The organism is Prevotella sp. PTAC (genome assembly GCF_013166535.1).
Classification (GTDB): Bacteria; Bacteroidota; Bacteroidia; order Bacteroidales; family Bacteroidaceae; genus Prevotella.
The window spans coordinates 45484-68231 of the sequence record NZ_JABKKK010000015.1; the positions used below are offsets into that span (position 1 = coordinate 45484).

Below are 22748 nucleotides of genomic sequence, written 5' to 3' on the forward strand. Positions count from 1 at the left end.
TTTTAATTAAAAATCACAACTTAAATAGCCTTTTGGAATACTACGGCAATTATACTGTGAGGCCATTATTTCTCCATAAGCCCCAGCAGACTTTATCGCAATTAAATCATTACGCATAGTTTTATTCAATAATATATCTTTTCCAAAAACATCACTAGACTCACAAATAGGACCGACAACATCATAAAGTTCTTTTGGACCGCCCCCAGATATATTCTCGATTTTATGGTATGCATGATATAGCGCCGGCCGAATTAAGTCCGTCATGCCAGCATCAACTATTAAAAATTGCTTGTTCGTACCTTTCTTTATATACAATGTTTTTGTTATCAATGTTCCACATTGCCCAACAACAGCACGTCCCAATTCAAAATGCACCCTCTTATTTGAACCTATATTCAAATAAGTTGAATATGTATCAAAATATGCTTTAAAATCTGGTATGCAATTTTCTTCCGGGTTATCATAATCAATGCCAAGACCTCCTCCGACGTTTATGTCAGAAATTATAATTCCGGCTTTTTCAAAACAACTTATTATTTCATTTATGCGTTCACATAGTGATTTAAAAACAGACATATCCTGTATCTGAGATCCTATATGAAAATGTAATCCAATAAATTCAATACAATCCATTTTCATTGCGGATTTCACCACATCATTCATGTCAGTCAAAGATATACCGAATTTATTTTCTGCAAGTCCCGTGGTTATGTTTGCATGTGTATGGGCATCAACATCGGGATTTATTCTTAAAGCCACGCGAGCCACAGTGTTTTTTTTATTGGCAAGCATGTTTATCACTTCTAATTCAGCCATACTCTCAACATTAAAGCAATAAATACCTTTGTCTAATGCCAAGTTGATTTCCCAATCGCTTTTACCAACTCCGGCAAAAACTATTTTAGACGGCTCAAATCCTGTCTGACAAGCAATGCTTATTTCCCCTCCACTTACACAGTCTGCCCCCAATCCAGCATTACTGATTATTCTCAGCAATGCTGGATTAGCATTGGCTTTTATTGCATAGTGAACAATGAAATTATTATGTTTATTTATTTCATCGTTAATAATCCCCAATGTATTTTTCAATAAGTCAACATCATAATAATATAATGGTGTTTGTAAAGATTGAAACCTATCAATAGGATATGTTTTTCTCATCATCAATATATTTGTATGTTATTCCTTATTTGCCGAACAATGTCTTACTAAGACTTTGTAATGCTCGTTTTTTGTCTTCTTCCCTTATTAAAAACGAAATATTGTAATTCGAGCCACCATAAGAAATCATTCTTACCGGAATATTCTTCATTGCTTCTGCCGCTATGGTCTCAAATCCGACATTGCTCCAATCTAAATCACCAACAACACAGATAATGCACATATTGGTATCGACAGTGACGGTTCCGTATTTTTTAAGTTCATCAACAATTTCTGTTAGATGAGAAGAATTATCTATACTCATGGACACTCCGACCTCAGATGTACAAACCATGTCTATCGGGGTCTGATAACTCTCAAATATTTCAAATACCTTACGAAGGAAACCTGTTGCCAATAACATTCTACTGCTTTTTACTTTTATAGCAGTGATATTATCTTTTGCCGCAACAGCTTTAATCTTACCATATTCAGTCATATTACTTATTGTCGTACCTTCGGCTTCGGGAGCCATGGTATTAAGCAATCGTACAGGTATTCCCGCATATTTTGCTGGCTGGATACATGTTGGATGCAATATTTTGGCACCAAAATAGGCCAATTCCGCCGCTTCTTCAAAATGGAGTTGGTGAACAGGCTCTGTTCCTTCTACAATTCGCGGATCATTATTATGCATTCCGTCTATATCTGTCCATATCTGAATTTCATCAGCACAAATGGCTGCTCCGATTAAAGATGCTGTATAATCACTGCCACCTCGTTGTAGGTTGTCGATCTCATCATAAGCATTACGGCAAATAAAACCCTGTGTAATATATACCTGCCCATCACATTCTTTTTCCAGAATAATACTTAAGTTCTTCTTTATATAAGCGAGATCTGGTTCTCCATTTTTATCTGTGCGCATGAAGTCCAATGCAGAAATCAATTTTACATTAAAGCCTTTTTCTTTCATGTAGTTAGCGACCATATTGGTGCTGATAATCTCTCCTTGGGCAACAATGACCTTTTCTTCAAAACTGGTGAACAATTCTTTTGTAAATGTTCGGATGAAGTTGAATTCTTCTTTAAGGAAACTTCTGGTTATATCCTGCCATTCTTTTGTTTCATAAAGCTCATTTATATGAGCCATGTATTTATTTTCAAGTTTGTTTATTACCTCATTAGCTCCTTCCGGATTTTTCTTATATAAATAATCAGATATCTCAACAAGTGAATTTGTTGTGCCTGACATTGCTGATAAAACGACAAAAACGGGTTCATTATAAGAAACCACAAGGTTTGTTACTTCCTTCATTCTGCTTGGGCTTCCAACCGATGTCCCCCCAAATTTCATTACTTTCATATCTCTTTTATATTCGTTATTAATCATTATTATATAGACAAATCCTCACGAGTTCCATAATCTCCGATTAAGGAACAAGGGTCGCTCGTATCGTTTTCTTCTATTGCGGATATTTTATTATAATCATTAGTTACTTCTTCCAAAATGCCATCAATACATCGATATACAACCCCAGGATATTTATCCAATAAAGGCATATTATGAGTGCTCATAATAACAGATGTCCCTGTTTGGGATATTTGCCGAAGTAACGCTATTATATTTTCTGCTGTGACAGGATCCAAATTGCCGGTTGGCTCATCTGCTATTATCAACTTTGGCTTATTCAATATCGCACGCGCAATAGCTATTCGCTGTTGTTCTCCTCCGGAAAGCTCATGTGGAAGTTTATCTGCTTTATCTTGCATTTCCACATCAATCAAAACATCCTCTATGCGCTTATTAATTTCTTCTTTATTTTTCCATCCTGTCGCCTTTAATACAAATCTAAGATTTTGATATATGGTCCGATCATACAACAATTGGAAATCTTGGAATATTACTCCCATTTGACGACGCAAGGCTGGTATGTATTTTTGTTTTAGCTTACATAAATCATGATTTAAGACTATTGCATTTTCAGCTTCATCTATGTTTAACTCAAAATACAAGGATTTTAACAATGAGCTTTTACCGGAACCTACACGTCCTATTATATATATAAATTCACCTTCATCAACATGAAAGCAAATATTTTTAAGCACAGGAGTTTCCGATTGCTGATATATATTTACATTCTTATAATCTATCAACATATTGTATCACATTATGTTATTTAATGTTTATGCCAATTAGGATCGTGTCGAGTCTGAAGTTCCTTAGCTAAATCCTCGATGCGTAATCCTTTACTAGTTAATAAAACAATTAAATGATATAACATATCCGAACCCTCATAGATAAGTCTATCATCTGTTCCATTCACAGCCTCAATGACCATTTCCAGTGCTTCTTCACCCACTTTTTGAGCCATCCTGTTCAGTCCTTCCTTAAAGAGTGAAGTCGTATAACTTCCTTCTGGCATTTCTTTATACCGCTTTTCTATAAAATCCTGAATAAAAGATAGAAACATAATTGGCTGGTATTCATTACTCTCGCTCCAGCAAGTATCAGTTCCTTTATGGCAAACGGGACCTTGTGGATGAACTTTTATAAGTAATGCGTCATTATCACAATCAATATTGATACTGACAAGCTTTAGATAATTACCGGATGTTTCTCCTTTCACCCATAGTTTCTGCCTGCTGCGACTAAAAAAAGTGACAAAACCGGTATCAATGGTTTGATTATAAGCATCTTCATTCATATAACCAAGCATTAACACCTTGCTTGTTACGGCATCTTGTATTATTGCAGGGATTAGTCCCGACATCTTTTCAAAATCAATTTTCATTTTTAAATTATATACGTATATTTATACCTTCATGAATTAAATACTCTTTCAAATCTCTTATCTTAATCTCTCCAAGATGAAAAACACTTGCAGCCAAAGCAGCATCCGCATGTCCGTCTATGAATACATCCTTAAAATCCTTTTTACATCCGGCACCTCCACTTGCTATTATGGGGATAGATAGTTTATTTGCAAGTTTATTTATTGCTTCATTCGCATAGCCTTTTTTAACACCATCATGATCCATGCTGGTAAACAATATTTCTCCCGCGCCTCTTTCTTGTGCTTCATATGCCCACTCAAACAAATCACGTTCTGTTCGTTCACGACCTCCTTTTAAATAACAGAACCATCCATCCGAATCAAGTCGCGCATCAATTGCACAAACACAGACTTGACTCCCTTTGCTTTTTGCTATGTCATCTATTAAGTCTGGATTGCGAAGCGCCGCACTATTTATACTCACCTTATCCGCTCCTGCATCTAGTAGCCTTTCAACATCTGCCAATTCATTTATGCCTCCTCCTACTGTAAAAGGGATATTCAGTTCTTTTGCAACACGGGATACCAATTCAGTAAAGGTTTTACGCCCTTCGTAGCTGGCTGTAATATCCAAATAGACCAATTCATCCGCACCTGCTTTACAATAAGCCTTGCCCAACTCTGTCGGATCACCGATATCACGTAATCCTACAAAATTTACGCCTTTTACAGTTATGCCATTTTTGACATCCAAGCAAGGTATTATTCTTTTTGCAAGTCCCATAATTCACTTAATTTAATTTTTCCTTCATAAAAGGATTTACCAAAAACCACAGCCGGAATATTCTCTTTTTCCAAATCCAGTATATCATCAATACAGGACACACCACCACTGGCAATTAAATTCAAATCAGGAAATTTGCTCATAATGTCTTTATACAGTGATATTGCAGGACCTGTCAATGTTCCGTCTTTGGATATATCCGTACACAGAACATTTTTGACACCAAGATTTATATAATGCTCAAGAAAGGCCAATAGATCTATATCGGAATCCTTCTCCCAACCGTTTATTGCAATTTTTCCATTCCGAACATCGGCTCCTAAAATTATTCTATTTGCTCCATATTTAGACAACCAATCTTCAAATATACTATTATTGGTAACAGCAATTGAACCAACCGTTACCATTGATGCGCCATTATCAAAAGCATTCTTGATATCATCGTCAGTCTTGATTCCACCACCAAAATCAATTATAAGGTTGGTGTTGTCTGTTATATCTTTTAATACTTTAATATTTACAATGTGTCTGGCTTTGGCTCCATCCAAGTCAACAATATGTAGTCTTTTACATCCACAATCCTCAAAACATTTTGCCATATAAACAGGGTCATCACAGTAAACGGTTTTAGTACTATAATTACCTTTTGTCAATCTGACACATTTCCCATCTATTATATCTATTGCAGGAATGAGTTGTATCATAATTTCAAAAAATTTTGTAGAATAACGTCACCTATATCACCACTTTTTTCCGGATGGAACTGGGTCGCATAAAAATTTCCTTTCTGTAATGCCGCACTGAAAGGTTGAATATAATTCGCTTCAGCTATTGTCGCATCACAAATCGGTACATAATAACTATGTACAAAATATACATATTCATTATTCTCTACTCCATCAAATAGCTTCCCTTTCAAATCATATATTGAATTCCAACCAATAGCCGGTACTTTTTCTGCATGTCGCATTGGTAAAAAACGCTTTACGTCTGCGTCTATAATCCCCAAACACTCTGTATCATTCTCTTCTGAATGACGACACATCAACTGTTGTCCAATACATATGCCCAAGACCGGTTGTTTAAGTCCAGATAACACATTGTCTAAATTATACTTTCGTAAATATTCCATTGCGGTCTTAGCTTCTCCCTGTCCCGGTAATATAACCTTATCCGCACAGCATATTCTTTCCACATCATCTGTCACATATGGAGTAATTCCCAATCGCATTAACGCATTGACAACAGAATATATATTACCGGCATTATATTTTACAACGACAACATCCATTAGTTGAATATTATGGTTTTATTATGATATGTGAGTATTTTTCTCTCTATATGTTTTGTTACTGCACGCGATAAAACTATTTTTTCAAGATCCCGTCCTTTCAATACAAGAGTCTCTGGGGTATCTTTATGACTGATGCGTACCACATCTTGTTCTATTATAGGCCCGGCATCCAATTCATCTGTAACATAATGACTGGTTGCACCTATTATTTTTACACCGCGCTCCCATGCCTGATGATATGGTTTCGCTCCAATAAATGCAGGTAAAAAAGAATGATGTATGTTTATGATATGATTCGGGTAAGCCTTTATCATTTCATTACTTATTATTTGCATATAGCGGGCCAATACTATAAAGCTCACTTTTTCTTTTTTCAACAGTTCCATTTCTTCCTTTTCCACCTCTGCTTTATTGGAATGGTCCTTATTTATAGACCAAACATAATAAGGAATTTCAAACTGCTCTGCAATATATCTTAAATCCTCATGATTACTTATTATACAAGGTATATCGACATTCCATTCACCTGCCTTATATCTTGCAAGCAAATCATAAAGGCAATGGCTCATTTTACTGACAAAAATAGCCATACGAGGACGGACATCATTAAAATACAAACTGCATTCCATCTGATATCTTTGCGCATAGAGTGTATCTATGTATTCCTTGATTTTTTCTCTTGGAATAATAAATCTATTCAATTCCCATTCTATACGCATGAAGAAGAAGCCATCCTGTCTGTCTACATACTGATCCAAATACACAATATTACCTTGATTATCTGTTATGAATTTTGTTATCTCAGATATAATTCCCGATTGATCCGGACAATGTAAAAGTAATATTGCAGTTGGTTTCATCCTTTTTGCTTTAATTTATTATTTATTTAATTGACAAAATTACAAAAAAGCAATGGAATAAACGAATAAAAGAGAAAGAATTAAATTGTACAGATAAATATGTGGATTTTATGTAATAAAAGAGGGAGATCCTGATATCAGGATCTCCCTCTTTATAAGTATAAGTGCTATTTAATTAAGCGTTGTCACTCCAATCCATTTTAGTCATGCGCACATAGCTCTGATAACGTTTCTTTGCCATGTCTTCACAAGCCTTGAACAAGTCTGCGGCTTCATTCGGGAATTGCTTCATTACAGAAAGGAAACGAACCTCACCCTTCAGATAATCCTGGAAGTTTTCCCATGCGGGTTCTTTTGAGTCGAGAGAGAACGGATTCTTTCCTTCCTCTTCAAGAGCGGGATTATAACGCCACAAGTGCCAATATCCGCAAGCTACAGCTGCTGCCTCCTCGGCCTGAGCCTTGCCCATACCTTTCTTCAAGCCATGGTTGATACAAGGTGCATAAGCTATAATGATTGACGGTCCGGGATATGCCTCTGCCTCACGTATTGCCTTCAAACACTGGCTCTGATCCGCACCCATTGCTATTTGCGCAACATATACATAACCGTAGGTCGTAGCAATCATACCGAGATCCTTTTTACGAACACGTTTGCCAGAAGCAGCAAATTTAGCAATAGCACCAAGCGGTGTCGCTTTTGAAGACTGGCCACCAGTATTTGAATAAACCTCTGTATCAAGAACCAATATATTAACATCTTCACCCGATGCTATCACATGGTCAAGACCTCCATAACCGATATCGTAAGAAGCTCCATCACCACCAATTATCCATTGTGAACGCTTAACAAGATAGTGGGAAAGTTCTTTCAACTTAATACATGTTTCACAACCTTGTGATGCACATTCCTCTATCATCGGATTGAGTTTTGCGGCGGCAGCCTTACTTGCATCAGCGTCTTCCTTGCCGTCAAGCCATTCCTGAGCGGCAGCCTTAAATTCGGCAGAAACTTTATCATCTGAAATAGCGCCGTTAAGAAGTTCTACAATGCGTGCACGCATCTTCTTGTTAGCCAATGTCATACCGAGGCCGAACTCGCAGAAATCTTCAAACAGTGAGTTCGCCCAAGCCGGTCCCTGTCCTTTGTCATTTGTTGTATACGGAGTTGAAGGTATGGAACCGGAATAGATTGAAGAGCAACCTGTAGCATTAGCTACAATCTCACGGTCGCCAAACAACTGTGAAATCAGTTTAACATAAGGTGTTTCACCACAACCGGAGCATGCACCGGAGAACTCAAACAGAGGTGTTGCAAACTGAGAGTTCTTGGGACTCTGCTTGATATCAACCAAATTCTGCTTGCTCTTAACATTCTTAACACAATACTCCCAATTTGCGGCCTGGCCAAGTTCGCCTTCCAACGGAACCATATTAAGTGCCTTGCCTCCTGCTTTTGGATTACCGGGACATACATCAACACAGTTTCCGCAACCCAGACAATCCATTACACCTACTTGCATACGGAACTTCATTCCTTTCAAAGCAGCCGGAGCCTTGACATCAAGTGTTGTAGCATCGAAACCGTCAACCTCGTTCTCATCCATAACAAACGGACGGATACAAGCGTGAGGACATACATAAGCACACTTATTACACTGGATACAGTTTTCGGGAATCCATGTTGGAACAAATGCGGCCACACCACGCTTCTCATAAGCTGATGTACCTTGAGGCCATGTTCCATCTTCAATGCCTTTAAATGCAGATACAGGCAGCAAATCGCCATTTTGTGCATTGATAGGACGCACAACTTCATTTATGAATGCCGGATCAGCATTCTCCTTAGCTGCATCAGCAGGAAGATTTGACCATGCAGAATCGACAACCAACTCTTTATATTCACCTCCACGGTCAACAGCGGCGTAGTTCTTGTCCACAACATCCTGCCCCTTCTTGCCATAAGACTTAACGATGAACTTCTTCATCTGCTCAACAGCCAAATCTACCGGAATAACTCCGGTAATGCGGAAAAACGCACTTTGAAGAATTGTATTAGTACGGTTCCCCAAACCAATTTCCTGCGCAATCTTTGTGGCGTTGATATAATATACCTTTATATTATTGTCCGCAAAATATTTCTTTACCTTATTAGGCAAATTAGCGGCCAATGTGTCACCTTCCCAAATCGTATTAAGCAGGAATGTTCCGTTCTTCTGCAATCCACGGGTCACATCATACATGTTTAGATATGCCTGGACATGGCAAGCAACGAAATTGGGGGTATTAACCAAATATGTTGAACGGATAGGATTGTCACCAAAGCGCAAATGGGAACAAGTGAAACCACCGGACTTCTTAGAGTCATAAGAGAAATAAGCCTGACAATGCTTATCCGTATTATCACCGATAATCTTAACAGAGTTCTTGTTTGCTCCAACAGTACCGTCTGCACCGAGACCATAGAATTTTGCCTCAAACATACCCTCACCGCCCAATGCTATTTCGTCTTTCTTGGGCAAGGAAGTAAATGTCACATCATCTACGATACCGATTGTGAAATGGTTCTTCGGCTCACTAAGCGCAAGATTTTCATAAACGGATAGTATCTGTGCCGGAGTTGTATCATTAGAACCAAGACCATAACGTCCTCCAACGATAACAGGGGCATTCTCGACACCATAGAACGCTTCCTTGACATCCAGATACAATGGTTCGCCATTGGCACCAGGTTCTTTAGTCCTGTCAAGAACGGCAATTCTTTTTGCTGTCTTTGGCACAGCTGCCAGCAAGTGCTTAACAGAGAACGGACGGTAGAGGTGAACAGAAACCATTCCGACTTTCTCTCCTTGTGCAGTGAGATGATCTATGGCTTCACGCGCTGCTTCAGTTGCCGAACCCATAAGTATGATTACGCGCTCGGCGTCTTCAGCACCATAGTAATTGAACAAACCGTATTTACGTCCTGTAATCTCAGAGATTTTGTCCATGTATTCTTCAACGATAGCAGGAACTGAATCATAGTAAGAATTACAAGACTCACGGTGTGCAAAGAATGTATCAGGATTCTCTGCCATACCACGAGCAACAGGACGCTCGGGGGTCAATGCGCGGTGACGGAATTCCGACAAGGCATCTTGGTCTACCAGAGGAGCCAGATCTTCATTTTCCAACATCTCAATTTTCTGAATTTCATGAGATGTACGGAAACCGTCAAAGAAGTTCAAGAACGGTACACGGCTCTTGATCGTTGCCAAATGAGCGACACCGGCCAAGTCCATAACTTCCTGTACAGAACCTTCCGCCAACATGGCAAATCCTGTCTGACGGCAAGACATCACATCCTGATGGTCGCCGAAAATACAAAGAGAATGTGAGGCCAAAGTACGTGCAGACACATGGAAAACACAAGGAAGGAACTCACCTGCAATCTTATACATATTCGGAATCATAAGCAGGAGGCCCTGTGATGCCGTATATGTAGAAGTCAGAGCACCGGCTTGCAAAGAACCATGAACAGCACCGGCAGCACCACCTTCCGACTGCATCTCCTGTACGAGAACTGTTTCTCCAAAAATATTCTTACGACCTTGTGCGGCCCATTCATCCACATACTCAGCCATTGTTGAAGACGGAGTAATGGGGTAGATGGCAGCCACTTCTGAAAACATATACGAGATATGCGCAGCGGCTTGATTACCATCACATGTGATAAACTTTTTTTGTTTTGCCATTTTAATAGATAAAATATTTAAATGAATAATTTATTTAATTGATACTTGTTTTATTTCTAATATAAAAATCCCAACAACCATAGCGGTATTTGATTTCCTTTTCCTATTTCCGTATTATATCTTGCGTAAATAACATCCGGGCTGTATCTGATTCTTGCCTGTGAAGTTGCGTCACAAATCCTGAATTTCAGATTTCCATCCACTGTGTAATGACAATCCCTGATGCCTTGATTTATTATGTGGTCTTTCCACATCGAATTTACGAAAAACGTCTCCATCGTATCCTGTGTCTCCACTTTTATCGGATATATGGCATACATAAGGTTGGAATTGTGCATCATCACCTTTGAAGGCTTTTGCGGATAGTCATGTCCCACTGGATATATAATATTAATCAGTCGTGCCTCAGCCAAATTCTTTATATAGTTCATTACCGTGGCTCTGCTCGTCTCTATATCATTTGCCAACAAACTTATATTGGGTGCTTTCGGACCGTCTATAGCCAAGTGATAAAACAGTTTTTTTATTTTCGTAAGATATTTCAGTTCAATCTTCTTCACAAGCAATATGTCAACCTCTGTCATCATATTCATTGTCTTCAACAAATTTTCAGAATAGTTGCGATGCTCCTGAAAAAACGGGTAAAAACCATGATGGATATAATCATTGAAGTATTTTCCGGGAGAAACTTTCGGCAAAATCTTCTTTACTATTTGTTCATGGCTGTCCAATATCTCGTCAAGCGTATATGGCTCAAAATTATTTCCTGTCTGCAAATTTATGAATTCCCGAAAAGAGAAACCACGTAGATTATAACTTTCCACAATACCGTTAAGCTCCGGATTTTCCTCTTTAAGACGCATTACGCTCGAACCGGTAAACACGATTCTCAGGTTTGGATAATTATCATAGCATTTACGCAATTCTTTGCTCCAATCAGGCTGTTTGAATACTTGATCGATTAACAGTACGCGCCCACCGTTTTTATAGAACTTTCCTGCAAAATCGGCAAATCCACGCCCTTGAAAATAGAAATTATTCATATTGACATAAAGACACTGCCGATCTGTCAAGTCGAAGTTCTCTTTGGCATATTGTAACAGGAAAGTAGTCTTTCCGACTCCTCTCGTACCTTTTATGCCAATCATACGAGCCGACCAATCAATCTCATCCATCAATGTACGACGAACAGGCGCATTCGTATGCTCAACCAAATACTTGTGAGTTCTAAAAAAAACTTCCATTCCTATTTGCTTATGTTAATTAGCTGCAAAGATAATGATTTAATTCGTAAATTGCAAACTCAATATTACAAATTATCAAAAAAAATTATTAAATTTGTCGGCAAATATTACAAAATTACAAACTACTTGCATGACACTGCATGTCTTCAATCCGGAGCATGATATTGCTTTGGCACAAAACACAATCAATTTTACCGCACCGCAAGCCGCAAAATGCTTGCGGAAAGATATCGGCTTCATTGCCGCCTTATGGGCTAATGATGGAGATTACGTATTGGTGGAAGATACCGATCGTGCAAAAAAGGCTTTTTATCAATTTACTTGCGAGCTTGCCAAAACCGGTATAGACCGTACATTCCATGGAGTGGAATTTATTTCCAATGATATGCTTCACTCTTTACAGATTGACAATATCACTACATGGGGATGGGATTTTGCCATAAGAAATGAACTAATGAGAAACGGAATCGACAGCAGACTATTACCGGAACCAACTGAAGTTAACATTATCAGGCAGTTATCTCATCGTTCGACAGCCGCATCGGTACTTAAATCTATAAACTTGCCAGACACTGTCGGTATAGCATATACATGTATGACTGAGGGTGAGGCTTTCGGTCACGTCTCAGATTTCGGGGCGGCAGTCCTTAAAGCTCCATGGAGTTGTAGTGGGCGCGGGCTGCGATTTGTATCTCCCGCGGATATTACGCCGCATATTGTAGGATGGGTTAGAAACATAATAAAGAACCAGGGTTGCATTATCATTGAACCTCATTACGATAGAATATGCGACTTCGGCATGGAATTCCGGTGCGCCGAAGATGGTAAAATCGTTTATGATGGACTGTCCGTTTTCAATACCGAGCACGGCTCTTATACAGGAAACATCATTGCGACGGAACACTTTAAGGAAAGCATGCTAACACATTATGTTTCAAAGCAATTACTTGACAACATCAAAGAAATGATACAATTTAAATGCGGCGAGATAAACAGTGGTAAATATTGTGGGCCGTTTGGTGTTGATATGATGATAGTACGGGAAAATAATACAGGAAAATGCAAAGTTCATCCGTGTGTGGAAATAAATCTCAGACGGACAATGGGACACGTCGCACTGTCTTTATCACAATATGCCGACAACAAGACAAAACTACTTTTTTGTATTGAGAAAGACAAGAATTACCAATTAAAACTTAATTTTATATGAAAAAATTACCATTATTACTAATCTTTTCGGCACTTACCCTAAGTTCTCAGGCGCAGTACCGTTCTGAAGTATGGTGTCCGGATCAAGGCGACGGAACCTACATTAACCCGATTATCAATGCGGATTACAGTGACCCTGACGTTTGTGTCGGTGCTTCAGGAACAGATTTTTACCTTACGGCCAGTTCGTTCAACTGTATTCCCGGTCTTCCCATTCTACACTCGAAAGATTTGGTCAACTGGGAAATTATCGGCCATGCGCTTACAGAGCTGACACCTAAGGAAGTCTTTGACAAAACCGCTCACGGCATGGGAGTATGGGCACCAAGTATCAGGTATCATAACGGAGAGTATTATATCTATTGGGGAGATCCCGACTATGGTGTATATATGGTAAAGACAAAAGATCCGGCAGGGAAATGGGATGATCCAGTTCTGGTGATTGCCGGCGAAGGAATGATAGATACGACTCCGCTGTGGGACGATGACGGCCGTTGTTATCTTGTAAACGGATGGGCCGGAAGCCGCGCCGGATTCAAGAGTATTCTCTCGGTACGTGAGTTGTCTCCCGACGGAACCAAAGCCATCAGCGACCCCGTTATTGTTTTTGACGGAAACAATGAACATCGGACAGTAGAAGGACCTAAGTTTTATAAACATGACGGGTGGTACTGGATCATGGCTCCTGCAGGCGGTGTTCCTACCGGTTGGCAATTGGCTATGCGTTCGAAAAGCCCTTACGGTCCTTATGAGCATAAGATAGTCTTGGCTCAAGGCAAAACGAATATTAACGGCCCGCACCAAGGAGGATGGGTACATACCGCACAAGGAGAAGATTGGTTTTTACATTTCCAGGACAAGGGAGCATACGGACGTGTTGTTCATCTTCAACCGGTAAACTGGGTCAAAGGATGGCCGGTAATGGGTAAAGCCAAGAATGGAGAATTATGCGGAGAACCAGTGACAAGATATAAAAAACCAAATGTAGGGAAAACATATCCTATTCAGAATCCTGTTGAAAGCGATGAGTTCAACAGTGTGACATTAGGCAAACAATGGCAGTGGCATTCCAATTATGATCAAAGATACGGTCAACCGACTCCATACGGCTTTTTCCGTATGTATACACATAAGCTGAGTGACAAGTTCGTAAACCTTTGGGAAGCCCCCAATCTATTGCTCCAAAAAACACCAGCGGACTCTTTCACGGCCACGGCAAAAATAAAATTCGCCGCTAAAAAGGAAAATCAATATGGCGGCATTATCATGATGGGACTCGATTACAGTGCACTTGTGGTAAAAAGAGTGGGGGACAAGTTTCAACTTCAACAGATCACATGCCAGAAAGCAGACAAGAACAAGCCGGAGACAGTCAAAGTCATTGCCGAGTTAAATCCTACTGACAAGGATAAAATCAACTACGAACCGGCTATATATGAGGAAATATATCTGCGTCTCACTGTAAAAGAAGGTGGCATACTTACGTTCGCATACAGCAGGGACGGCAAAAAGTTCAAAGCGGCAGGCGATGAGTTCAAGATGCGTGAAGGCAAATGGATTGGTTCTAAATTTGGCTTCCTTGCCGAAGAACCGGCTGGAAAAGGTGTGACAGGATTCATGGATATTGACTGGATTCGTGTGACAAAATAATAAAATTAAAATTCATACAAACCGGAACGAAATAAAATCCCGCTTGTCTTGCATATCGCTTTACTGAGGCGATGCTAATTCAAGCGGGATTTTATCTATATGTAAACATAATGTCAAAGAAAACGATTAGTTATAAGTATGTGTTTACGCAAAAAATATTTAAAACGCATCCTTTTATACATTAAAATTTGATTTAAACCAGAGTAACATATGCGCCATGGATAGATTTTATGCGTTTGGCATCCCGTCATACTCTATTTAGCAACTAATCACAACGCAACGAGTATCCCAATACATTGCAAGGAGTATCCCGTTGCAATGCATTTAGATGCTTATTATAACTACAAAAGCCCCAATAAAGCCGGCTATACATTCCAATCGGGTATGTATAGCCGACTTTATTGGGGCTTTATCCACAAAAGTATTAAAACCATTATATTATATATCCATATAGTATATAGGATCGTTTTTATCAAAATTCAAAGTTGCGAACAAACTGTTTAAGTTGCCACGTCTTTTTGTTTTGTAAATAAATATCATTATCTTCATACATTTGTCTTTTTGTTTAGTCCTGCAAAGTTACTACAAAAAAGTGAAATGCGGAAAGATATAGTGATAGAATTGAGTTACAAGGGTTTTGGTTGAAGTGGCGATAATCCGTGAAGCCATTACAATCCCTGCCGAAGCCAAATCCTGACGCCGCTACGTTACTTGTTCGTAACCATGCCCGAAAATGCGACAAACGGGTACGAATAGCGAAACAAGGCTCTAAGGAATAGTGAGTTATCCATAACTCATGCGAAAAATCAGGTTACGGAAAAAGATTGCGCCGTTCCTCCCCGTTTTGCGTACCAACACCGGACTCTTCACCAACTAATTTTGAAACCCAAAAATTAAGGACAATGAAGAGTACATTTTCAGTAATCTACTACCTCAAGCGTCAGGTAGTGAAAAAGGACGGGACAGTTCCCGTCATGGGACGCATCACGGTGGACGGCAGCCAGACACAGTTCAGCTGCAAACTGACTGTCGATCCGAAACTGTGGGACACCAAAGGTGGACGTGTCACGGGCAGAAGCACGGCGGCACTCGAAACGAACCGTATGCTTGACAAGATGCGGGTACGCATCAACAGGCATTATCAGGAAATCATGGAGCGTGACAACTTCGTCACGGCGGAGAAGGTGAAGAACGCCTTTCTCGGACTGGAACACCGCTACCACACGCTGATGCAGGTGTTCCGCCAGCACAACGAGGACTACGAGAAGCAGGTGGAGGCAGGCATGAAAGCCAAAGGCACGCTGCTGAAGTACCGCACCGTTTACAAGCACATGCAAGAGTTCCTCGACATCCGCTACCATGTGAAGGACATCGCCCTAAAAGAGCTTACCCCGGCTTTCATCTCCGACTTCGAGATGTTCCTGCGCACGGACAAGCACTGCTGCACCAATACCGTGTGGCTGTACGTCTGCCCGTTACGGACGATGGTATTCATCGCCATCAACAACGAGTGGCTGACGCGCGACCCGTTCCGCGAGTATGAAATCAAGAAGGAGGAAACAACACGCAGTTTCCTGACCAAAGATGAGATCCGCCTGCTGATGGAGGGGAAACTGAAAAACGCCAAACAGGAATTGTACCGCGACCTCTACCTGTTCTGCGCCTTCACGGGGCTGTCGTTCGCGGATATGCGCAACCTTACGGAAGAGAATATCCGCACCTACTTCGACGAACACGAGTGGATAAACATCAACCGCCAGAAAACGGGCGTGGTGTCCAACATCCGCCTGCTCGACATCGCCAACCGCATAATCGGCAAATACCGGGGACTGTGCGGGGACGGCAGGATATTTCCCGTTCCGCATTATAACACGTGCCTTGCCGGTATCCGTGCCGTCGCCAAGCGTTGCGGCATCACCAAGCATATCACGTGGCATCAGAGCCGCCACACGGCAGCCACGACGATATTCCTCTCCAACGGTGTTCCCATCGAAACGGTCAGCTCCATGCTCGGACACAAGAGCATAAAGACGACGCAGATTTACGCAAAGATAACCAAAGAGAAGCTCAATCAGGACATGGAGAACCTTGCCGCAAGATTGAACGGCGTCGAGGAATTTGCAGGTTGCACCATCTAAAAAGAAAAGCCATGAAACGTGACACAATCATCATCGAGGACAAGGCAGTCAGCGTAACCGGTAACGACGTGTGGATGACCGCCACCGAAATAGCCGGATTGTTCCATACGACCGTCCCGGCAGTGAACGCCGCCATCAGAGCCGTCCGCAAGTCGGACGTGCTGAACGACTACGAGGTGTGCCGCTACATGCAGCTTGAAAACGGGCTGCACGCGGACGTGTACGCCCTTGAAATCATCATCCCGGTCGCTTTCAGGGTGAATACCTACAACACCCACCTGTTCCGCACATGGCTGGTGGGAAAGGCACTCTCACAAGAGAAACGGCAGACATACGTGATGTTCATACAGAACGGAAAAGCCGGGTATTGCTGATTGCACATACCCCATAAGACAAGTAAACGGGTAGCACCACAAAAGGTGTCACCCGTTTACTTTTTCATGAAACCGCCTCACTCCAGCGGCTTGCGGTAGTTCGCTTCCAGTACCCCGCGCAGCCCCGTTTCCGGGTAAAGCACCTTCCCTCCCAAAAGTATGAAGGGCAACACGCGGTTGTTGCGGTATTCCTGCAAGGTGCGCCGGCTCACACGGAGCAGTTCCGACACCTCGCCGTCCGTCAGGTAACGTTCCCCGTCCAGCGGAGGACGGTAGCTTTCCAGAAATGCGGACAGCCATTTCGAGCCTTTGCGCATATCCTGCACCACAGAGGCTATCGGCTCGTCTTCCATCGTAAAAACATCGTTGTTCTCGTTCATCATAACTTCGGATTCAGTGGGTGAATAAATCAAATCATCTGCCGTGCGGATAGAGCGTGCCGACAAGCGGTATCAGCCGCTTCACCTCCTCTGGCTTGTAATAGAACCTGCGGTTTATCTGCGAGTAGCCGATAAGCCGCCTGTCACGCAGCGTCTGCAACGTGCGCGGGCTTATTCTCAACTGCCCGCAGACCTCCTCGCCCGTGAGCCATCTTTCCATGCGCCCCGTGTCGCTTTTGCGCCTCAGGGCGGCGACCTTCTCCGAGAGTGCGCCGAATGCCGCCACCATCATCTCGAAAGTCTTTTTCTCGATAGATACTATTTCCATATTCATGTCATTTAGAGTTTGCCGCAAAGGTAACGAAACGGCATACAAGACGTATCGTTTTCCGCTGAAAGGCTGCCTGTTGCGCCGTTTGACCGGGTTACGGAGCCATCTTCCGCAAAAATCTTACGTGAGTCACGTAGTGAGTTGTTAAAGCCCCTTTTGTTTATTGCCGAATTTTGTCGCAGAAACAAAAAGAAAGGACTGAACATGAAAGTGATAACAATGGAAAGTTCCGCCTACAAGGAGATGATGGCGCAGATTGCGAACATCGCAGGGTACATCCGCGAGGCAAGGGACGAGAAGAAACGGAAGCGGGAAACCGAAGACAAGCTGCTTGACACGGCACAGGCGGCGAAGATGCTCAACGTGAGCAAGCGCACCATGCAGCGTATGCGCACCGACCACCGTATCGAGTATGTGGTGGTACGCGGAAGCTGCCGCTACCGCCTTTCCGAGATACTGCGGCTATTGGAGGACAACACAGTAAGGAACGAGGAAGGGACAATAGACACCCTGTTCCACAACCACACGCTGCGCACGGGCGGCAAACCAAAAGGAAGGAGGACATAGGTCATGGAACTGCTCACACGAAACAACTTCGAGGGCTGGATGCAGAAGCTGATGGAACGGCTCGACCGTCAGGACGAACTGCTGCTGGCGATGAAGGCTGAGGGGAAACAGCCCACTATCACGGAAAGCATCCGCCTTTTCGACAATCAGGATTTGTGCATGTTGCTCCAGATAAGCAAACGCACCCTCCAACGCTACCGCAGCGTAGGCGCATTGCCCTACAAGACGCTGGGCAAGAAGACCTATTACAGCGAGGAGGACGTGCTGACATTCCTTTCCAACCATATCAAGGACTTCAAAAAGGAAGATATAGCCTTCTACAAGGCTCGTATCCATAATTTCTTTCATAAATAACCCATTAAAACATTTTTCAGATGGCAAAGAAAAAAGACGAAAAGGACGTGCTGGTAGTCCGTGACGAGAAGACAGGCGAGATCAGCGTGGTAGCCGGGCTGAACGCGGACGGCACACCCAAGCGCACCCCCGCAAAAGCGGAGAACGCGCAGAGTTTCCTGCAATTCGACCGACATGGCGACGTGCTGGACAACTTCTTCAAGAACTTCTTCCGGCAGTGCAAGGAACCCAGCCGCTTCGGTTTCTACCGCATTGCGGCAGACCAAGCTGAAAATCTCTTAGAGGTGATGAAGCAACTGCTGAAAGACCCCGAAGCGAACAAGGAGCTGCTCGCCCCTCACAAGGTGGACACCTCCGACTATGAGAAGAAGGTGCAGGAAGAGATGGCAGCACAACAGACAGAGAAACAAGAACCTCAAAAACAGGAGAACATGGAACAACGGAAAGAACAGCAACAGGACAAATCCGAACAGATGCAGGGCAAACGTGGCTACCAGCCCATCGACGAGAGTAAAATCAACTGGCAGGAGCTGGAGGACAGATGGGGCGTAAAGCGGGACAACCTTGAAAAGTCCGGCGACCTTACGAAGATGCTCAACTATGGCAAGTCCGACTTGGTAAAGGTCAAACCGACCTTCGGCGGCGAATCATTCGAGCTGGACGCCCGCCTCTCCTTCAAGAAGGACGGTGAGGGAAACATCAGCCTCGTGCCGCACTTCATCCGCAAGGAGCAGAAGCTGGATGAGTACAAGGAACACAAATTCTCCGACAATGACCGGAAGAACCTCCGCGAAACGGGCAATCTCGGTAGGGTCGTGGACATTGTGGACAGGGAAACGGGCGAGATCATCCCCTCCTACATCAGCATCGACCGCAAGACGAATGAAATCACGGACATTCCGGCAAGCAGGGTGCGCATCCCGGAGCGCATCGGCAAGACGGAAATCACCACGCAGGAGCGGGACATGCTCCGCGCCGGACTGCCCGTACGCGACAAGCTCATCGAGCGCAACGACGGCAGAAAGTTCGTCACCACCCTGCAAGTGAACGTGGAGCAGCGCGGCGTGGAGTTCGTGCCGGGAACCGGCAAGTCGCCCCGTACCGCACAGACACAGGAAACCAAAGGCGACACATCGAAAAGTCAGGCGCAGGGCGGGGAAAATGCCGCACAGACCAAGAAGGAGCAACGCCGCAACACGTGGACGAACGAGGACGGCAGCATCCGCCCCATCAGCAAATGGAGCGGCGTGAGCTTCACCGACCAGCAGAAAGCCGACTATGTGGCGGGTAAAGCCGTGAAGCTGGAGAACGTGACCGACAAGCAGGGCTTCCATGCCACGATGTATATCAAGTTCAACCCGGAGAAGGGACGCCCGTACCGCTACGACACGAACCCTGACAATGCACAGCAGGTTGCTCCGTCCAACGAGAGCCGCACGCAGGTGGCGGTGAACAACGATGGCAAGACCAACGAGGCTACAAAGAATCTGAGAGAGCCGTTGCAGAAAGGTCAGACCAACCCGAAGGACGCCCGCCAGCAACAGCAGCAGGAGAAGCCGCAGAAGAAAACGGGCAAGGGCATGAAAATGTAATCCCGTGTCCGCCACTGAATCCAAAATAAAATCCAAAGTATCAACAAAAAAGAAGAAGACATGAAGACAATCATTGCAGAAAAGCCCTCCGTGGCACGTGAAATCGCCCGCATCGTGGGCGCGACAAAGAGAGAGGAAGGATATTTCGAGGGAGGCGGTTATGCCGTGACATGGGCATTCGGACACCTCGTTCAGCTTGCCATGCCCGACGGCTACGGCGTGCGCGGATTTGTCCGTGACAACCTCCCGATTATTCCCGACACATTCACGCTCGTCCCCCGTCAGGTCAGGACGGAGAAAGGTTACAAGCCCGACAGCGGCGTGGTGTCGCAGATAAAAGTCATCAAAAGACTGTTCGACACAAGCGAACATATCATCGTGGCGACCGATGCCGGACGCGAGGGAGAGCTTATCTTCCGCTACCTCTACCACTATACGGGTTGCACCACTCCTTTCGTGCGCCTGTGGATCAGCTCTCTCACCGACAAAGCTATCCGCGAGGGACTGCGGAAACTCGAAGACGGCAGCAAATACGACAACCTCTACCTCGCCGCCAAAGCGCGGAGCGAATCCGACTGGCTCGTGGGCATCAACGGCACACAGGCGTTATCCATCGCCGCCGGACACGGCACGTATTCCGTGGGGCGGGTGCAGACACCAACGTTGGCTATGGTATGTGAACGCTACTGGGAGAACCGCCGCTTTACGTCCGAAGCATTCTGGCAGCTCCATATCGCAACGGACGGTTGCGACGGCGAAGTCGTGAAATTCTCATCCTCCGAGAAATGGAAAGAGAAAGAACCGGCGATGGAACTATATAATAAGGTAAAGGCGGCAGGTTGCGCCACTGTCACGAAAGCCGAGCGCAAGGAGAAGACGGAGGAAACTCCCTTGCTCTACGACCTGACCACGCTCCAGAAAGAAGCCAACGCCAAGCACGGCTTCACGGCGGAACAGACGCTTGAAATCGCGCAGAAACTCTACGAAAAGAAGTTGATAACCTATCCGAGAACGGGAAGCCGCTACATCCCCGAAGACGTGTTTGCCGAAATTCCCAAACTGCTCGCTTTCATCGGCACACAGCCCGAATGGAAAGACAAGGTGCGGGCAAAAGCCGCCCCGACACGCCGCAGCGTGGACGACGGCAAGGTGACAGACCACCATGCCCTGCTCGTCACGGGTGAGAAACCGCTCTTCCTCTCCAAAGAGGACAATACCATCTATCAGATGATTGCCGGGCGCATGGTCGAGGCATTCTCTGAGAAATGCGTCAAGGATGTGACCACTGTCACGGCGGAATGTGCCGGAGTGGAGTTTACCGTAAAAGGCAGCGTCGTGAAGCAAACCGGATGGCGTGCCGTCTATGGCGAGGAAAAAGAGGAAATTACCATCCCCGGCTGGCAGGAAGGCGACACGCTGACACCGAAAGGCTCGTCCATTACCGAAGGAAAGACCAAACCCAAGCCGCTGCATACCGAAGCCACCCTGCTCTCGGCAATGGAAACGGCGGGCAAGGAAATTGAGGACGACGCACTGCGGCAGGCGATGAAGGACTGTGGCATCGGTACTCCCGCCACACGCGCCTCCATCATCGAAACGCTTTTCAAGCGCGGTTACATGGAACGCTGCAAGAAGTCGCTTGTTCCCACCGAAAAAGGACTTGCCCTCAATTCCGTCGTCAAGACGATGCGCATCGCCGATGTTGCCATGACGGGCGAATGGGAAAAGGAGCTGGCGCGTATCGAGCGCGGGGAACTGTCCGACGACACCTTCCGCAAGGAGATAGAGGCGTACACACGTGAGATAACCTCCGAACTGATCTCGTGCGACAAGCTCTTCGGCAGCCGTGACTCCGGCTGCGCGTGTCCCAAGTGTGGCACGGGCAGGATGCGGTTCTACGGCAAGGTGGTACGCTGCGACAACACGGAGTGCGGACTGCCCGTGTTCCGGCTGAAAGCGGGACGCACCCTGTCCGACGATGAAATCAAAGACCTGCTCACCGAAGGGCATACCAAGCTGCTCAAAGGGTTCAAGAGCAAACAGGGCAAGAGTTTCGATGCTGTTGTCGCCTTTGACGGGGAATATAACACGACTTTTGTGTTCCCGGAGGCTAAAAAGGACAAGAAATTTTCAGGACGGAAGAAATAGTATTAACTTTGCCACTTGTTCAGAGTAATGAATTGTTCTTCGATACCGGATTACACTCATACTTTGGATTTAGATACTGTGATAAAATCCAAATCTTTTTGAGGAAAAATTGACCAATATCTGTATTTTTCTCAAAATGGCGTAAATTGCCATCTGATTCGCTACAATTA

20 protein-coding genes are annotated in these 22748 nt (G+C 44.0%); 8 read left to right on the top strand and 12 right to left on the bottom strand.

The genetic code is table 11. From position 1 onward, the window contains the following. Window positions 1-6: 6 nt before the first annotated feature. From lysA to HPS53_RS11545, 10 genes are all read right to left on the bottom strand, one after another. Window positions 7-1164 (bottom strand): diaminopimelate decarboxylase, encoded by a 1158-nt coding sequence (gene lysA / locus HPS53_RS11500; RefSeq protein ID WP_172206346.1) that lies wholly within the window; start codon window positions 1162-1164, stop codon window positions 7-9. 25 nt (window positions 1165-1189) lie between these two features. Beyond that, a complete protein-coding gene (locus tag HPS53_RS11505) occupies window positions 1190-2509 on the bottom strand; it encodes an aspartate kinase (protein ID WP_104369949.1) in 1320 nt (439 codons plus the stop codon). 29 nt (window positions 2510-2538) lie between these two features. Then, the gene (locus HPS53_RS11510; RefSeq protein WP_172206337.1) at window positions 2539-3303 is read right to left on the bottom strand and encodes a cell division ATP-binding protein FtsE; all 765 of its coding nucleotides are present in this window, start codon (window positions 3301-3303) and stop codon (window positions 2539-2541) included. A gap of 20 nt (window positions 3304-3323) precedes the next feature. After that, a complete protein-coding gene (gene hisIE, locus HPS53_RS11515; RefSeq protein WP_104369891.1) occupies window positions 3324-3938 on the bottom strand; it encodes a bifunctional phosphoribosyl-AMP cyclohydrolase/phosphoribosyl-ATP diphosphatase HisIE in 615 nt (204 codons plus the stop codon). 7 nt (window positions 3939-3945) lie between these two features. Beyond that, complete coding sequence (gene hisF / locus HPS53_RS11520) at window positions 3946-4704, bottom strand: imidazole glycerol phosphate synthase subunit HisF (protein ID WP_104369892.1); 759 nt, start codon at window positions 4702-4704, stop codon at window positions 3946-3948. Then, window positions 4683-5408: a 1-(5-phosphoribosyl)-5-[(5-phosphoribosylamino)methylideneamino]imidazole-4-carboxamide isomerase gene (gene hisA, locus HPS53_RS11525; protein WP_104369893.1), complete on the bottom strand. Its 726-nt coding sequence runs from the start codon at window positions 5406-5408 to the stop codon at window positions 4683-4685. The genes hisF and hisA overlap by 22 nt, the downstream gene beginning before the upstream one ends. Continuing rightward, a complete protein-coding gene (gene hisH, locus HPS53_RS11530; protein ID WP_172206339.1) occupies window positions 5405-5995 on the bottom strand; it encodes an imidazole glycerol phosphate synthase subunit HisH in 591 nt (196 codons plus the stop codon). The genes hisA and hisH overlap by 4 nt, the downstream gene beginning before the upstream one ends. Further along, window positions 5995-6858: a formyltetrahydrofolate deformylase gene (purU, locus tag HPS53_RS11535; protein ID WP_104369895.1), complete on the bottom strand. Its 864-nt coding sequence runs from the start codon at window positions 6856-6858 to the stop codon at window positions 5995-5997. The genes hisH and purU overlap by 1 nt, the downstream gene beginning before the upstream one ends. A 175-nt stretch (window positions 6859-7033) precedes the next feature. Continuing rightward, a complete protein-coding gene (gene nifJ, locus HPS53_RS11540; RefSeq protein ID WP_172206341.1) occupies window positions 7034-10591 on the bottom strand; it encodes a pyruvate:ferredoxin (flavodoxin) oxidoreductase in 3558 nt (1185 codons plus the stop codon). A gap of 56 nt (window positions 10592-10647) precedes the next feature. After that, on the bottom strand, window positions 10648-11835 hold the full coding sequence (locus tag HPS53_RS11545; RefSeq protein WP_104369897.1) for an ATP-binding protein: 1188 nt from the start codon (window positions 11833-11835) through the stop codon (window positions 10648-10650). A 130-nt stretch (window positions 11836-11965) separates the two neighbouring features. Here HPS53_RS11545 and HPS53_RS11550 point away from each other — a divergent pair, with 130 nt between their 5' ends. From HPS53_RS11550 to HPS53_RS11565, 4 genes are all read left to right on the top strand, one after another. After that, entirely contained in the window at window positions 11966-13045 is a 1080-nt protein-coding gene (locus HPS53_RS11550; protein WP_172206342.1) for a hypothetical protein, read from the top strand. Then, the gene (locus tag HPS53_RS11555; RefSeq protein WP_104369899.1) at window positions 13042-14694 is read left to right on the top strand and encodes a glycoside hydrolase 43 family protein; all 1653 of its coding nucleotides are present in this window, start codon (window positions 13042-13044) and stop codon (window positions 14692-14694) included. Before HPS53_RS11550 ends, HPS53_RS11555 begins: the two co-directional genes overlap by 4 nt. 902 nt (window positions 14695-15596) lie before the next feature. Beyond that, window positions 15597-16832, top strand: coding sequence for a site-specific integrase (locus HPS53_RS11560; RefSeq protein WP_004291422.1), 1236 nt, complete (start codon window positions 15597-15599; stop codon window positions 16830-16832). 11 nt (window positions 16833-16843) lie between these two features. After that, on the top strand, window positions 16844-17206 hold the full coding sequence (locus HPS53_RS11565) for a hypothetical protein (protein WP_004291423.1): 363 nt from the start codon (window positions 16844-16846) through the stop codon (window positions 17204-17206). A gap of 77 nt (window positions 17207-17283) precedes the next feature. On the opposite strand, the gene HPS53_RS11570 is transcribed toward HPS53_RS11565, so the two are convergent. Then, on the bottom strand, window positions 17284-17589 hold the full coding sequence (locus HPS53_RS11570) for a helix-turn-helix domain-containing protein (protein ID WP_004291424.1): 306 nt from the start codon (window positions 17587-17589) through the stop codon (window positions 17284-17286). Between the two features lie 31 nt (window positions 17590-17620). Beyond that, a complete protein-coding gene (locus HPS53_RS11575) occupies window positions 17621-17920 on the bottom strand; it encodes a helix-turn-helix domain-containing protein (RefSeq protein ID WP_004291426.1) in 300 nt (99 codons plus the stop codon). 201 nt (window positions 17921-18121) lie between these two features. On the opposite strand from HPS53_RS11575, the gene HPS53_RS11580 reads away from it, so the two are divergent. Genes HPS53_RS11580 through topB form a run of 4 tightly spaced genes read left to right on the top strand, consistent with a single transcriptional unit; the run spans window position 18122 to window position 22578 of the window. After that, the gene (locus HPS53_RS11580) at window positions 18122-18484 is read left to right on the top strand and encodes a helix-turn-helix domain-containing protein (protein WP_004304264.1); all 363 of its coding nucleotides are present in this window, start codon (window positions 18122-18124) and stop codon (window positions 18482-18484) included. A 3-nt stretch (window positions 18485-18487) separates the two neighbouring features. After that, window positions 18488-18838: a helix-turn-helix domain-containing protein gene (locus tag HPS53_RS11585; protein WP_004291454.1), complete on the top strand. Its 351-nt coding sequence runs from the start codon at window positions 18488-18490 to the stop codon at window positions 18836-18838. A gap of 20 nt (window positions 18839-18858) precedes the next feature. After that, window positions 18859-20430 (top strand): DUF3945 domain-containing protein, encoded by a 1572-nt coding sequence (locus HPS53_RS11590; protein ID WP_004291455.1) that lies wholly within the window; start codon window positions 18859-18861, stop codon window positions 20428-20430. A 60-nt stretch (window positions 20431-20490) separates the two neighbouring features. Continuing rightward, window positions 20491-22578: a type IA DNA topoisomerase gene (topB, locus tag HPS53_RS11595; RefSeq protein ID WP_004291456.1), complete on the top strand. Its 2088-nt coding sequence runs from the start codon at window positions 20491-20493 to the stop codon at window positions 22576-22578. The last annotated feature ends 170 nt before the right edge of the window (window positions 22579-22748 follow it).

What these genes read in the sequence shown, in the direction of transcription:
- lysA (WP_172206346.1), bottom strand. Translation starts at nt 1,164, where the DNA reads ATGAGAAAAACATATCCTATTGATAGGTTTCAATCTTTACAAACACCA.
- HPS53_RS11505 (WP_104369949.1), bottom strand. Translation starts at nt 2,509, where the DNA reads ATGAAAGTAATGAAATTTGGGGGGACATCGGTTGGAAGCCCAAGCAGA.
- HPS53_RS11510 (WP_172206337.1), bottom strand. Translation starts at nt 3,303, where the DNA reads ATGTTGATAGATTATAAGAATGTAAATATATATCAGCAATCGGAAACT.
- hisIE (WP_104369891.1), bottom strand. Translation starts at nt 3,938, where the DNA reads ATGAAAATTGATTTTGAAAAGATGTCGGGACTAATCCCTGCAATAATA.
- hisF (WP_104369892.1), bottom strand. Translation starts at nt 4,704, where the DNA reads ATGGGACTTGCAAAAAGAATAATACCTTGCTTGGATGTCAAAAATGGC.
- hisA (WP_104369893.1), bottom strand. Translation starts at nt 5,408, where the DNA reads ATGATACAACTCATTCCTGCAATAGATATAATAGATGGGAAATGTGTC.
- hisH (WP_172206339.1), bottom strand. Translation starts at nt 5,995, where the DNA reads ATGGATGTTGTCGTTGTAAAATATAATGCCGGTAATATATATTCTGTT.
- purU (WP_104369895.1), bottom strand. Translation starts at nt 6,858, where the DNA reads ATGAAACCAACTGCAATATTACTTTTACATTGTCCGGATCAATCGGGA.
- nifJ (WP_172206341.1), bottom strand. Translation starts at nt 10,591, where the DNA reads ATGGCAAAACAAAAAAAGTTTATCACATGTGATGGTAATCAAGCCGCT.
- HPS53_RS11545 (WP_104369897.1), bottom strand. Translation starts at nt 11,835, where the DNA reads ATGGAAGTTTTTTTTAGAACTCACAAGTATTTGGTTGAGCATACGAAT.
- HPS53_RS11550 (WP_172206342.1), top strand. Translation starts at nt 11,966, where the DNA reads ATGACACTGCATGTCTTCAATCCGGAGCATGATATTGCTTTGGCACAA.
- HPS53_RS11555 (WP_104369899.1), top strand. Translation starts at nt 13,042, where the DNA reads ATGAAAAAATTACCATTATTACTAATCTTTTCGGCACTTACCCTAAGT.
- HPS53_RS11560 (WP_004291422.1), top strand. Translation starts at nt 15,597, where the DNA reads ATGAAGAGTACATTTTCAGTAATCTACTACCTCAAGCGTCAGGTAGTG.
- HPS53_RS11565 (WP_004291423.1), top strand. Translation starts at nt 16,844, where the DNA reads ATGAAACGTGACACAATCATCATCGAGGACAAGGCAGTCAGCGTAACC.
- HPS53_RS11570 (WP_004291424.1), bottom strand. Translation starts at nt 17,589, where the DNA reads ATGATGAACGAGAACAACGATGTTTTTACGATGGAAGACGAGCCGATA.
- HPS53_RS11575 (WP_004291426.1), bottom strand. Translation starts at nt 17,920, where the DNA reads ATGAATATGGAAATAGTATCTATCGAGAAAAAGACTTTCGAGATGATG.
- HPS53_RS11580 (WP_004304264.1), top strand. Translation starts at nt 18,122, where the DNA reads ATGAAAGTGATAACAATGGAAAGTTCCGCCTACAAGGAGATGATGGCG.
- HPS53_RS11585 (WP_004291454.1), top strand. Translation starts at nt 18,488, where the DNA reads ATGGAACTGCTCACACGAAACAACTTCGAGGGCTGGATGCAGAAGCTG.
- HPS53_RS11590 (WP_004291455.1), top strand. Translation starts at nt 18,859, where the DNA reads ATGGCAAAGAAAAAAGACGAAAAGGACGTGCTGGTAGTCCGTGACGAG.
- topB (WP_004291456.1), top strand. Translation starts at nt 20,491, where the DNA reads ATGAAGACAATCATTGCAGAAAAGCCCTCCGTGGCACGTGAAATCGCC.